The following is a 15154-nucleotide window of genomic DNA, read 5'->3' as shown; positions in this document are numbered from 1 at the left end:
GCCGTATAAAAGATGACGGCGAAGACGATAATGCTGTAAAGCATATCATCTTCGCCGTCATCTTTTTCCATTCATTTCAATTATTCAAAATATTTTTATTGTCCTACAGCCACATCAGCATCGGGAATACCCCAGCCAAATGTGGTGCTTTTGTTGTTGGCTAAACTGGAAGCTCTTTTCATCCTGGCGATGATACTATCTTTGGGATAGGTGGGATATTTGCTCCATACCAGGGCAGCAATGGCAGAACAACTGGCAGTAGCTACAGAAGAACCACCTACTGTAGAAGGTGCATCACCTGTCATAGCAAGAGAAAGAGCAGTAGTAGCGGTAGAAGTCTTTTCCATTACGATAGTGAAAGCTACTTCACGGCCTACATGACAATCCACACAACGTTCTGTGAGGTTATCCTTAATACCGGTTACAGCCACTACCTGCGGCCTGTCTGCAGGATAAATTACACCAATCCAGTTAGGAATGCTGCTGTTGGAAGTACCTGCGGCACAGAACATCAGTTTACCCTTGTTATAAGCGTAGATGATGGCATCATTGATTGGATTGAAAGCGATGATACTGCCCATGCTCATGCTGATGATCTTAACATCTGCACGATCGCCGCCCAGTACGTATGCATCGGCCACGCCCTGTACAGACTCGGAAGAGAGGATCACCACGTTTTCTGCAGCGTGTACTACAATCAGGTTACTGTTGTAGGCAATTCCGGCAGAAGCACCATCGGTGCCTCTTGGACCGGCCAGTGCACCGGACATCGCGGTACCATGACCGCAAAGATCGGCAGGTGTGCCACCAGGGAAGGTAACCAGCTTTTCAATGGACCTTCCGGAAGAGGCGCCCTGATTGAAGTTAGCACCCAGGTTATCCTGGTCAGCGCTCACACCGGTATCGATGATCATTACTTTTACACCCTGACCTGTAGACCTGGCCCATGCCTGTGGTATCTTATGATAAGTGTAGTTCCACGATTGTTTTGCGCCCGGAGTGATATTGGTATAATCCACACCAGCTACGAGCCCCGGAGTGGCTACGTTGGTACCGCAACCAAAGGTGAGTACGCTGGATTCTGTACTAAGGCCTGATTTGGTCGCACCTTGATTCATAAATTTACCGTAACCGATAGGTTCTGTATAACGTACCAGGTTGGAAGCTCTCAATGCCTTGATGGTAGCAATGTTACTCACCTTAACAGTAAAGTAAGGCAAACGGTTTTCCTTAAATACCAGCAAGTCTTTATCTGTTTTGCCAGTTTTCTTTTCATTTCTCAGGACCAGGTCCATCAACTGGTTCCTGGCAGATTTCCAGCTTTCGTCCGCTACATTCACGGTATGCATCTTGTCGGCAAGGTTGGTAAATCCTGCGGGCTGGTAACCAACAGCCAATACGCTGTCTCCCTGTACCAGTGCACTCCATAAGAGACTATCGTTGGCAGCTTTCCATTCAAAATGTTGCGTTTTCGCCAACTGATCGTAAATAAAGGCATTGATTTTGGCTTTCGGAACAACACTTTCAGGATTTTGAACAATTGGACCGGAGGCGTTCAGCCTGGTTTCTCCCTTCTGGCAGGATACAATAGTGGCTAACAGGATAAACGCAATAAATAAATTCAAATTTTTCATGTGTAAAGTTTAGAGGTTATTGGAAATTGAAATGAATATGGTAACAAAGTGTGGGGTGGAATCCCGTCAGACAGCTTTAAGGTGGAGTACAGGGAGAAAGGAAAAACCGGCACCAGTTTCCTGTGCCGGTCAGCTAATTAATCAGGCATTACTGCCCCTATATTTTTACGGATGGCCTGATGGTAGTAATATCCGCCTACAGCAATATCAAAGATGGCCATCCCCATAGGATTGAACATAATCACGGCATCATCCTTACCGCTGAGCGCATCCTTACAAACTATATCAGCAATAGAAAGGGTGTCTTGTTTTTCAAGACCCATTACCTTATGCATATTTTCAATGTCTGTATTCTGACGGCATACTTCTTCCCAGTCATCTACAATTACCACATCCATATGAGATACCATCTCTACCTTATAGTCACGCAGCGACACATTCAATTGCAGGGAGCCCTTTAACGGCGCCTTATCCACATACGGACTGGTAGATACTGTGCAGGTGATGAAAATATCCGCATCTGTGTAACAGGCTTCCCAGGAATCACCTACTTCCACTTTTTCCCGCAGGGAGGCATCCACCGCGCTGAGGTCTACTCCTTTCACATCGTAGAGCAGCACTTTTTCCAGGCGGTTACCGAGGAGGGCGCTGATCATACTGAGATGCATTCTGCCGATAGGACCAAAACCGATAATGCCCACCGTAAAGCGCTCATCCGCTTTCTTCAGCGCCAGGTATTTTTCCACCAGCACACCGGATACTGCAGCTGTACGAACAGCACTGATCATGGATGTATTGATTACACAAATAGGCACACCTGAATCATGTTCATTCAGAATGGTGACGGAATTTGCGCGCAGCTTGTTCTTATGGATATTATCAGGAAAGCTGGCAATCCATTTTATTCCGGCAAGCGGGGAGCCTCCGCCTACATAGGCTGGCATGGCAATGATCCTGTTTTTGGGATCTCCGTACCTTAAGTAAGGCTTGATGGGTTGAGAATAATCATTTTCATGGAGTGCATCTGTTGCCGCTCTGATGACACCGGTCAATTCTTTCCAGTCAATTCCGATGTCCTGGATATTCTCTGCATTGAGATATAACATACGTTACTATTTAAGGGTGGTAATTTTAATTTGCTACGGGTACAGATTGAAGTTTAGCCGCCAGTTGTTCGCCCCATTCCTTGTTGTAGATGTTGTCCAGGTAGGTGAAGCCCTTGTCCGGAAAGATCATCAGCGAAACCGGAGTATCCTTGTGCGGGTTCTCTTTGAAATAATTTTTGGCAGCAAGATAAACTGCTCCGGAAGAAGCACCGGCAAAGATCACCTGCTCATTGAGCAGATCAAAGCAGCCTTTGATGATATCTGTTTGTGACACAATCACCACATCATCTATCAGGGCATTTTTTATAATAGGCGGTACCTGGCTGGCGCCAATACCGGAAATATACCGTTTTACAGGTGGCGCATTAAAGATCACAGAACCTTCTACATCTACTCCAATAATCTTTACATCCGGACGTTTTTCCTTAATACTTTTGGAGATGCCGGTGATGGCCCCACTTGAGCTGACAGCCACAAAAATATAATCGAGCCGTTCAAAAGACTGCATGATCTCTTCTGTTAATCCATAGTAGCCCTTATAATTGTTGGGGTCACCATACTGGTCTGCGATAAATGAATTTTCTATGGTCGCATGCATGTTGTTAACCGTTTCAATACGGGTCAATAGGTAGCCTCCGGTTTTATCACGATCGGTCACCTTTACCACCCGGTAAGACAACAGGTTTAGCAGTTGCTCGTAGGCACCGTTGATATTGGGGTCTATCACGGGGATAAACTTCAGGCCGAGTCTTTTACAGATAGAAGCTACTGCAATGGCCAGATTACCCGAGCTGGATGCAATAATGGTGGTGTTCTCATTGATACGGCCGGATTTCACGCCGTTATAAATGATACTGAAACCGGCACGGTCTTTTGAGCTGCCGGAAAAATTGTTGTACTCCAGTTTGGCAAATAAATGGGTATCATGGTTTTTCAACTGCATCAGCGGGGTGTTGCCAATAAAAGCGGATAACTTTTCAAGCTCTTTTAACATAATGAATGTTTTTAAAAATGAAGATTGTAAGTGTGTTTGAGTGGTCCGGGTTAGTCGTGTGAAATCGTGGCTCCGTTGCCGGTTTCGGGGAAATATGCAACGGAGCCTGTTCTATCGTTAGGGTATCATTTCTGCTGTAATATTTTTATAACCTTGTCAGCCATTACCGTGGCGTTATCACCGTCTACCATGGAAAGGTGGTCTCCTGGCACCATAACGGTTTGCACCGTAACACCATGGTCACGCCATCCCATGTATATGTCGGGCTTTCCGGAAGGGTTGTCCTCTGCCTTCAGTACTATCAGCGGCGCCTGTACGATACCAGCCACCTTGTACCTGTTATGTGCCACCAGATCGTACCAGGAGAGGGCAAGCATCCTCAGTACAAAAGCTGTCTGCTTTTTCTTCCCACCAATTTGTTCCTCCACAAAGGCTGTGATATATGGCACAATACCATCAAAAGGTAGTTTGGCGATATTGGCTTTCAGGGTTTCTGTCCATGCGGGATAAGGCGGTGAAATCAGGTGATACTGTTCAAAGAAGGTGAACATGCTGTTGTTGATATACTCAAGGTCCATCGGATGTGGCTGTGACACGGCCTGCATGTCAAGGATGAACACCGCTTCTACCGTTTCGCCGGCGGCTTCCAGTTGTTTGGTCATCTCGAAGGCAAGGCGTGCTCCAAAGGAGTGTCCACCAAGGCGATAAGGCCCTGCAGGCTGGATCTGTTTCATCCAGGTGATGCACAAGGCTGCCATTGCCTCCATGTTATCCAGTGCATGTTCTCCCTCAAATACACCTTGCATCTGGAAGCTGTAAAATGAATATGCCCCGTTAAAGGCCCTGCCCAGTTCCATGTAGGCGTCACAAAGCCCTCCAGCTCCCGGCAGGAAAAACAGTGGCGGCGCCGCTGCTATCTTGTTCAACCGTACAATGTGACCATTGTCCGGCAACGCCTCCTGCAGCAACAAACGTCCTTCCCCGAATTTCCCCAGTCCTGCTTCTTCCTGCTGCTGCTCCAGTTTCAAGGCAAGGGCCGCAATAGTCGGATAACTGTACAGTTCCCGGATCAGTATTTCCAATCCAAACTCTTTCCTGATGGATGCTGTGAGACGGATAGTCAGCAGGGAGTGTCCTCCCAGCTCAAAGAAGTTATCGTATATCCCTACCCGTGGTATTTCCAGCAGCATTTCCCAGATGGCTGTTAACGCGGTTTCGATTTTTGTGCGTGGAGCTACATATGTGGCAGCAGGTTGACCGCCGGTGTCCATTTTCAACAAGGCTTTCCGGTCTGTTTTACCATTGGCATTTACCGGTAGTTTGTTTACCTCTACCAGGATGCCCGGTATCATGTAATCAGGTAATTTATTTTTCAGGTATGCCAGTATGCCTTCCCAGTCAAAGCGGCCGGCCGGCACAATATAGGCGGCCAGTCTTTTACCGGTAGCTTCTGTTCTCACCAGTACTACGGCTTGTGTTACCAATGGGCATTGTTGCAGGATATGTTCAATTTCACCAGGTTCTATGCGGAAGCCGCGGATCTTTACCTGGTCATCAATACGGCCGAGGTATTCGATAGTACCGTCTGGCAGCCAGCGTCCGATATCACCGGTGCGGTATAAGCGGGCATCCGGAACAGTTGCAAATGGATGTGGTATGAACTTCTCTGCAGTAAGCGCAGGCTGATGGAGGTATCCGTTGGAGAGGCCGCTGCCGCTGAGGAATAGCTCTCCCCTCACCCCAATCGGCACAGGTTGCAGGTGTGTATCCAACACATAGGCCTGCCGGTTGTTAAGCGGTTGCCCTATTGGTGTAGAAGTATGATTATTTGTTGCCGGGATGGTATAGGTTAGAGAGAAAGTGGTATTCTCCGTAGGTCCGTAACCGTTAATCACTTCTATTAACGGCCACGCAAGTCTGATCTTTGTGATGTGTTCTTCAGACAGTTTCTCGCCGCCGGCCAGGATAGTGGTTAGTCCTTCAAACACACTGATGTCGGTATCTACCAGCTGATTCAACCAGCCGGCAGTGAACCACATTTTTGTAACGCCCTGCGCGCGGATGGTTTCTTTCAGCAAGGTGCTGTCCAGCAGTGTTTGTTCATCACAGAGTACCAGCCTGCCACCATTAAGCAATACACCCCAGTATTCAAAGGTGGTGGCATCAAAAGAAGGAGAACCGGTGGACAGGATTACATCACTTGCACTGAAGGATACATAGGTTACTTCTTTTACCAGGCTCACCACATTTTCATGTGTGACCATTACTCCTTTGGGAGTGCCGGTAGAACCGGAAGTATACATTACATAGACCAGGTCGGTGGCAGTTGCAGTTGTTGGTACACGACCGTGGTGAGGAGCGGCAAACAGTTCACCGAGAGCGTCGAGTAGTATAAGATCCCTGTCGTACCATTCCGCTGCCAACTGTTGCATGGAAGTGGAAGTGGTTACCAGCAGGGTGGCACTGATGTCTGCCAGCATATACCTGATCCTCTCGGCCGGGTAGGCAGCATCAATAGGCACATATGCCCCACCCGCCTTCAGAATACCAAGGATGCCCACAATCAGTTCTGTTGAACGTTCAGCACAGAGCGGCACCAATACGCCCGTATCTACTCCCTTGCTGCGGAGAAAGTGTGCCAGCTTGTCAGCACGTTCATCAATAGCAGCATAGGTATATGACCGACCGTTGCAGGTAAGTGCAATTGCTGACGGCGTAAGTGCTGCCTGCTCTTCAAAGAGGGCTGCCACTGTTTTATGGCGCGGGTAATCGGTAGCGTTATCGTTGAAAGTATATAACAGCTGTTGTAATTCTTCCGGTTGCAGGAAAGAGAGATGATCTATTCCGGAGGAAGGGGCTTTTACGATCGCCTGCAGCAGTTGTTCAAAATGGCGGATCAGCTGTAACACCGTTTCTTCCCTGAAAAGGTCGACCGCGTATTCCACGCTGCCACGCAGGCCACGTGTGGTTTCTTCAAGGGTAAAGATAAGATCCCATTTGGCGGTGGTATGTGCTGTTTTCTCTTCCAGCAGTTCCAGGTCACCCAATCCGAGATCAGGAACATCTGGTGTGTTCTGCAATACAAACGAAACCTGGAACAGTGGACTACGGCTCATATCACGCTGTTTCACCACGGTTTCCACGATCTTTTCAAATGGCAGATCCTGATGTTCATAGGCTTCCAGCGTAGTTTGTTTTACCTGCTGCAACAAGGCTGTGAACGACGGGTTGTTGCTGAGGTCATTGCGGAGCGCCAGAGTATTGATAAAGAAGCCGATCAGGTTTTCCATTTCCTGCTGTGTTCTGCCGGCAACAGGCGTACCTACACAGATATCATCCTGGCCACTGTAACGGTGCAGCAACACATTAAATGCTGCCAGCAACGTCATGAACAAAGTGGTACCCTCCTGTTTGCACAACTGTTGTATATCGGCATGCAGCTGAGGTCCCAGGTGGAACCTGCTGATAGCGCCGCGGGTACTTTGTATGGCTGGCCGTGTATAGTCTGTAGGCAGTTCCAGTGGCGCTGTATCTTCCAGTTTCTTTTTCCAGTAAGCGAGTTTTTCTTCCAATACTTCACCGGACAGGTGCTGACGCTGCCATACAGCGTAATCAGCATATTGTATATCCATTACGGGCAGTTGGGCACTACGGCCGGTGGTATAGGCGCTGTACAGCTCAACAAGTTCCTTTACTATAATACCGGTAGACCAGCCATCAGAGGCAATATGGTGCAGTACGACCACCAGTATATGATTATCCGCGCCTATCTCTATCAGGTATACACGCAGCACATCATCCTGCCGGAGGTTAAATGGTTTATCTATCAACGATTGAATATATTGTTGCAGTACAGCGGAATCATGCTGCAGCGTGTGGTTTGTCACCACATGAAACTGCCACTGATCCGGTGCCTTCACCACCTGGCTGGCCACTCCTTCTTCCTCGGCAATAACGGTGCGGAGTATTTCGTGGCGGTTTACGATGGTTGTCCAGGCATGCGACAGCGCGGCACGATCCAGCTGCCCCTTCAATCTCAACACCGTGGGCAGGTGATAATGTACGCTACCTTCCAGCTGATCAATAAACCACAAACGTTCCTGGCTATACGAAAGAGGGATGTGTGCGGGTCTTTCGCGGCGGATCAGTGCAGGCGCAACAGCAGGTACAAAGCGGTTCTCCAGTAATGTTGACAAGGCAGCCACCGTTGGATAATCAAAGATATCCCCAATGGCTACTTCTGCACCCAGTTGTTTCCTGATGGCAGAGATCACACGTATTGCCAGCAGCGAATGACCTCCGAGTGCAAAGAAATCGTCGTGTATGCCTACCTGGTCTACTTCCAGCAGGACCGCCCAGATGGCACACAACTTTTCCTGTGTGGGGTTTACCGGCGCAGTATAACCGGTAGTAACCGTATCGGCATGATCCGGGTCCGGCAATGCTTTGCGGTTGATCTTACCATTGGGCAGCATCGGGAACTGTTCCATTTCCAGGATGGCAACAGGCACCATGTATTCCGGCAATTGTTCTTTGAGGTATGTCAGTATCGCCGTTTTATCGAATGTATCATGTGGTATCACATAACCGATCAGGCGTTTGCCGCCGCTATGGTCTTCCCGTGCTATTACAACGCCCTGGCCTACTCCCGGTGCCTGCTCCAGCACACGGCTGACCTCTCCCGGCTCTATACGATATCCGCGGATCTTTACCTGGTCATCCACACGGCCGAGGAATACAATGTTACCATCAGGCAGATATTTAACCAGGTCGCCGGTACGGTATAGTTTTCCCGGCGCCTGCGGCGCGAAGAAATTATCTATGAAACGTTCCTTCGTAAGCTCCGGGTTGTGGAGATAACCGGCAGCCACGCCTTCACCACCAATGTACAGTTCCCCCGGAATGCCCACAGGACAAAGCTGCCCGGCCTGGCTGACCACGTATACCTGTGTATTGGAGAAGACTTTACCGATAGGAATTACGTCCTGGTAAATATGCTGTGTATTGACTACATGTAGTAATTTTCCAATAGTCGTTTCCGTTGGGCCGTAGTGGTTCACCACCATACAGCGTGCATTTGCAGCCCGGATATTTTCTATGACAGCCGCTTCCAGCGCCTCTCCTCCAAAGATGAGCAGTTTCTCCGGCAACAACAGTTGATCCTGGTCTGACAATGCTTTCCAGTGTGAGGCGACTATTTTGATACAATCAATACGATGCCAGCCGAAATAATCAAGCATGGCGGCCGCATCATTGATGGCTGTTTTAGAGAACAGGTGTAACTCACCACCACCGGCCAATGCAGGGAACAGCACCGTGTTACCCAGGTCAGTAGCAATGCTGGACAGCAGACCGAAAGAACGGCAACGGTCAAGCGGCAGGTGTGCCTGCAAACCGGCAATATAATCTGCCAGGTTTTGGTGGGTGATCATCACTCCCTTCGGCGTGCCGGTACTACCCGATGTATAGATCACATATGCCAGCGACGATGGTGCATGGAATATGCCCCGCAGAGTACTACCCGCAGCAGCAATAGCGGTAGCATCATCATCCAGTGAGATGATAGTGGCAGTGGTAACATCCTCCAACGTACTGCTGCCGGCGCTGTTGCTTACGATCAGCGTAGCAGCCGTATCTTCCAGCATGTATCTGATCCGCTCTGCAGGGAAATCAGGTTCCAGCGGAACATAGGCGCCGCCGGCTTTTAAAATACCCAGCATACCAATGATCATCTCCGGTGAACGGGGAATACACAACGGCACCAATGAACCCGTAATAACGCCTTTGCGGCGCAGATAATTAGCCAGACAGGCCGACTGTTCATCCAGTTCCCGGTAAGTCAGCTGTCGCCCTTCAAATACCAGTGCAACAGCTTCCGGATTACGGGCAGCTTGCGCAATAAACTGGTCTATAAAAGTTATGTCACGGTTGTAAGGCACCGATGCTTTTCCATATACCTGCAACTGGTGGTATTCGCGTTCATCATACAACGGCAATATATCTATCCGGGTATCAGGTGCTGCAGCAATAGCCACCAGCAACTGTTTAAAGTGCGCCATCATACGTATTACCGTATCTTCCCGGAAAAGGTCCTTGCTGTATTCTGCTTCTATATTCAGGCCATTGGATGTTTCCTGCACAGAGAACATCAGGTTGAACCTGGCTGTAGTATGATGAACCGGCTCGGTGGAGATGGTAATACCCTCCAGGTCGAAGGAGCTGTTACCCGTTTTTTCCGGCATCACAAACATTACCTGGAACAGAGGGCGCCTGCTGTTGTCACGATCTTTCATCACGGCCTCCACGATTTTTTCAAACGGTACATCCTGGTGTTCAAAAGCATCCAGGGTGGTTTGTTTCACTTGCTGCAACAAACTGATAAAGGAAGGGTTATTACCCATATCTGTGCGCAGGGTGAGCATATTTACAAAGAACCCGATCAGTCCTTCTATCTCAGGTTGCTGACGGCCTGCGGAAGATGAGCCGACTACGATATCTGTTTGTCCGCTGTAGCGGTACAATAACACCTTGTAGGCAGCCAGCAGTGTCATATACAAGGTAACCTCCTGTTGCCGGCTCAATTGCTGCAATGCATGCAGCACGCCTGCATCCAAATCGGTGTTCACACGGCCGCCGCGCATACTTGACACAGCCGGTTGTTTAAAGTCTGTCGGCAGGTTTAACGGCTGCACATCGGCTAGCTGCTGTTTCCAGTATGCCAGCTTGTTGTCGAGCGTATCACCCGATAACCAGGCACGTTGCCAGATGGCAAAATCAGCATATTGCAATAACAATGGGGCAGGTTGATAGTGACTGCCGGCAATGCCTGCATTATATCCTTCTACAAACTCCCGCGCCATAATGCCGGTAGATAATCCGTCGGAGGCAATATGATGCGTAGTCAGCACCAGCACATGTGTGGCCGGTGACAGTATGATAAGATGCCCGCGTAACTTGTGGTCTGCTGCGAGATTAAATGGTACAGCCACCAACGCGGCAATCAGTTTGTGCAGGGCCGCTTCATCTTCACGGTATACCGGTTCATCGATCTGTGTTAATACAAAACTATTTTCCGGCAGGATGCGCTGATAAGGTTTTCCCTCTTCCTGTTCTATTACGGTACGTAACACTTCATGCCGGTTTACAATATTGCGCAACGAAGTCTCCATCACAGCGGCATCCAGGGAACCTTCCAGTCTTAACACCACCGGGATGTGATAATGCAAACTGCCTTCCAGCTGATCTACAAACCACAGGCGTTCCTGGTTAAATGAAAGCGGAATGCGCGCCGGACGTTCCTGTTTTTCTATACCCGGCAACAACGTATCTGTTTGTTTCTCCTCCCGGATATGAGCGGCCAGAGAAGCAACTACCGGGTGTGCAAAGATGGCTTTTACCGGCAGTGCCACTTCCAGCTTTTTGCGGACGGCTGCCACCAGGCGCATCACCAATAAAGAGTGACCACCCAGCTCAAAGAAATTATCGTATATCCCTATCCGTTGTATACCCAGTAGTTCCTGCCAGATATACACCAGCGTTGCTTCCGTAGTATTGCGCGGCGCCACATATTCACTCACCAGCAATGCTGCATCAGGATCTGGCAGCGCCTTGCGGTCGATCTTACCATTGCCAGTCAGCGGCAGTTGTTCCAGTATCACAAATATGGCTGGCACCATATACTCCGGCAGCCTGCTTTTCAGCCAGATGATGACCTCTTCTTTATCAAAAGCTTCCTGCGGCACTATGTATGCTATCAGCCTCCGGATACCGGCTGTGTCGTCCTTTATGGCCTTAGCCAATACAACTGCCTGACTTACGCTGTCATGCTGTTCCAGTACACTTTCTATTTCACCTGGTTCTATACGGTAACCGCGGATTTTTACCTGTTCATCTATCCTGCCTTCATACAGCACATTCCCGTCCGGTAACCATCTACCCAGGTCACCTGTGCGGTACATCCTGTCGGCGGCGCTGAACGGATCAACAACAAACCGGGCGGCGGTGAGATCCGGGCGGTTGAGATAACCACGTGCCACCCCGATACCGGCTACACATATTTCACCGGAAACACCGATGGGACAAAGCTGTCCTCCAGTATCCAGTATATAAATACGCAGGTTTTGTATTGGTTTACCCAGGGGGATATTCGTAGTGCCGGGAACGTTATACATAAAGTAATGGCAGATATCATCCGACGCTTCTGTAGGACCATAGGCATTCACCACAGGGATGCCACCAAAACGGGGATGTTCAAACCATAATTTCAGTACCTGCCTTGTAACCGCTTCTCCCGTTACCAGCAGGAACTGCAGGGCGGCCAATGTTACTTCCGTGTGCTCCTGTAATAAGGAAGACAGATAGGAAGGCACCAGTTCAAGTATAGTCACCTGGTCCTGTTCCACAGCGGAGATCAGGGCTCCAGGCTCCAGTAATATTTCATCAGGATAAATGATGGTGCTGCCACCGCACAAGAGGGCCGCAAACATCTGCCATACCGAGATATCGAAGGTATAGGCAGCAGTGAAGGCCAGTATAGTGTGCTCATTCATTTTCAGATCATTGATCTTGGCGTACAGGTGGTTGAGCATACCACGGTGTTCTACCATCACCCCTTTGGGTTTACCGGTAGAACCGGAAGTGTAGATCACGTACGACAGGTGATGTGGTGCAGGTAAGGGCAAAGCCACTACCGGGATACCCTCCGGTTGCCATGCTGTATCCAGTGCTATCAGCGGGATACCATCGGGTATGCGTGTCCGAGTATAACTGCTGCCAACCACCAGGGTAGCACTGCAATCTTCCAGCATATACTGTATGCGTTCTGCCGGATATTCCGGATCAATAGGCACATAGGCCGCACCGGCCTTCAGGATACCAAGTATGGCGATCACCATTTCCGGCGAACGTTCTATACACACAGGCACCAGCATATCTTCCCCTACCCCTTTGCTGCGCAGGTAGTGCGCCAGCGCTGTAGTGGCGGCTCCCAACGCTGCATAGGTCATTGTCCTTTCACCAAACTTCAGTGCCGTATGATGCGGAGTACGGATCGCCTGCTCGTCAAATAACGCCACCAGTGTTTTATCTGCCGGATAGGCAACGGTTGTTTCATTGAATGACTGTAACAGCTGCTGTTGTGCGGATGTTGTCAATAGAGGCAGGGTACGGATGGATTCGGCAGGATCTTTTATCACCGACCATAACAGCTGCTCATAGTTTTCTACCAGTCTTGTAATGGTTTCGGGATGGAAAAGATCTGCACAATATTCCACATATCCTGACAATCCCGAAGCACTTTCCTGCAGAGAGATGTTGAGGTCAAACTTGGCGGCGGTATGCCCGGTATCGGCGGTATCCAGCAAAATTTCACCCAGGCGGAAATCAGGAACATCGGGAGTGTTCTGCAGTTCAAACATCACCTGGAAAAGTGGTGTTCTGCTGATATCTCTTTCCTTTACCACGGCTTCCACTACTTTTTCAAATGGCACATCCTGGTGTTCGTATGCTTTTAAGGTATCTTTCCTCACCTGTTGCAATACCTGTATGAAGGAAGTCAACTGGCTGAGATCACTGCGCAGCGCCAGTGTATTTACAAAGAAGCCGATTAGCCCTTCTGTTTCCTGTTGTGTTCTGCCGGCAATAGAACTACCCACGCAAATATCTTCCTGGCCGGTATAGCGGTACAGTAGTACCTTGAAGACTGCCAGTAATGTCATGAAGAGGGTACTGCCCTGCTGCTGTGATAAAGCCTGCAGATGTGCAGACAAAGCAGGGTTGAGCCGGAATACGCTGACGGCACCGCGGGTACTTTGTATAGCCGGACGCGGGAAATCCACCGGTAAGTTCAGTACCGGCACACCGGTCAGTTTCTCTTTCCAGTAAGCCAGTTTGTCTTCCAGCACCTTTCCGGACAGGTAACTCCGCTGCCAGACCGCATAGTCCGCATACTGGATTCCCATGGCCGGTAACGCAGCCTCGCTGCCTGTTTCAAAGGCCTTGTACAGTGCTGCCAGCTCACGAACCAGTATACCGCTTGACCAGCCGTCTGATGCAATGTGGTGAAGTGTTGCCACCAGTACCGCATCGTCTTCCGCCAGCCGGAGTAAGTGTACGCGCAGCATATGATTCTGTGTCAGATCAAATGGTGCGGAGGTCAGCGCTCCTATATGATGTTGCAAAGCGATATCATCATGCAGGTATCCGGGATGTTCGCTGATGTCCATTTGCCAGCTGTCCTGCTCAAGGATACGCTGGTAGGATACACCTTCTTCCTCCACAATCACAGTACGTAGTGATTCGTGCCTGTTCACGATCGTCTGCAATGCGTACGACAGTGCGGCTGTATTCAGGCGGCCCTTCAATCGTAATACGGTAGGAATGTGGTAGTGCAGACTGCCTTCCAGCTGATCAATGAACCACAAACGTTCCTGGCTATACGACAACGGAATGCGTGATGGTCTAACTCCCTTTACCAGCGGTGGTGTGCCGACTGGCGCCGTGTGCTGTTCCAGTTGCCGGGACAGTGCAGCGATGGTAGGATAATCAAAAACATCACCGATAGTTACTTCCAGTCCCATCTGTTTCCTCACCGCAGAGATCACCCTGATAGCCAGTAAGGAATGTCCTCCCAGTGCAAAGAAGTCATCGTGCACCCCGATGTCTTCTATCTCCAGCAGGTTGGACCAGATAGCGGCCAGTGTTTTTTCCAACGCAGTAACAGGCAAGGCCTTTTCTGTGGCAACTACTATTTCCGGATCAGGTAATCCTTTCCGGTCGATCTTTCCATTGGGTAATAAAGGGAAATGCTCCAGCGGTATCAATGCCGCTGGTACCATGTATTCCGGCAGGCGGCTGCGCAGGTATTCCAGGATGCTGTCCCGGTCAAAGTCTGCGGCCACTACGTAACCGATCAGCCGTTTGCTGCCTGTTTTATCTTCACGGGCAATCACAACACCCTGGCTCACACCCTCGCAGGACGACAGCACACGGCTGATCTCTCCCGGCTCTACGCGATAGCCACGGATCTTCACCTGGTCGTCCACACGACCCATAAATACGATGTTGCCATCAGGCAGATATTTTACGAGATCCCCGGTGCGGTACAGTGTTACGCCGTCTGACGGGAAATAAGGATCGTTGATAAAGCGGCCTGCAGTCAGGTCTGCATTGTTCAGATAACCTGCTGCTACCCCTTCACCGCCTATATATAGTTCGCCGGGAACACCCACCGGGCAACGTTGCCCGGCATCATTCAATACATAAATACGGGTATTGGAAAACGGCTTTCCTACGGGTACCACATTATCGTATATACGTTCACGTGATACCACGTGCAATAACTTACCTACTGTTGTTTCTGTTGGACCATAGTGATTTACTACGGTGCAGGTACTGCCTGATGCCCGGATACTGTCTATCAC

At 49.6% G+C, this 15154-nt stretch carries 4 protein-coding genes; all 4 read right to left on the bottom strand.

Annotated features, from left to right (window positions below; genetic code table 11):
- Positions 1 to 95: 95 nt before the first annotated feature.
- A complete protein-coding gene (locus AC1DCV_RS24305; RefSeq protein WP_477025589.1) occupies positions 96 to 1634 on the bottom strand; it encodes a S8 family peptidase in 1539 nt (512 codons plus the stop codon).
- Positions 1635 to 1771: 137 nt separating this feature from the next.
- On the bottom strand, positions 1772 to 2740 hold the full coding sequence (locus AC1DCV_RS24300) for a 2,3-diaminopropionate biosynthesis protein SbnB (protein WP_477025588.1): 969 nt from the start codon (positions 2738 to 2740) through the stop codon (positions 1772 to 1774).
- A 25-nt stretch (positions 2741 to 2765) separates the two neighbouring features.
- On the bottom strand, positions 2766 to 3734 hold the full coding sequence (locus tag AC1DCV_RS24295) for a pyridoxal-phosphate dependent enzyme (protein WP_477025587.1): 969 nt from the start codon (positions 3732 to 3734) through the stop codon (positions 2766 to 2768).
- A 125-nt stretch (positions 3735 to 3859) separates the two neighbouring features.
- Positions 3860 to 15154 carry an amino acid adenylation domain-containing protein gene (locus AC1DCV_RS24290; protein WP_477025586.1) on the bottom strand — a complete coding sequence of 3765 codons (11295 nt, stop codon included), beginning with the start codon at positions 15152 to 15154 and terminating at the stop codon, positions 3860 to 3862.

The organism is Chitinophaga sp. 10T418, from assembly GCF_056394125.1.
This window is presented reverse-complemented; position numbering and strand designations above follow the sequence as displayed.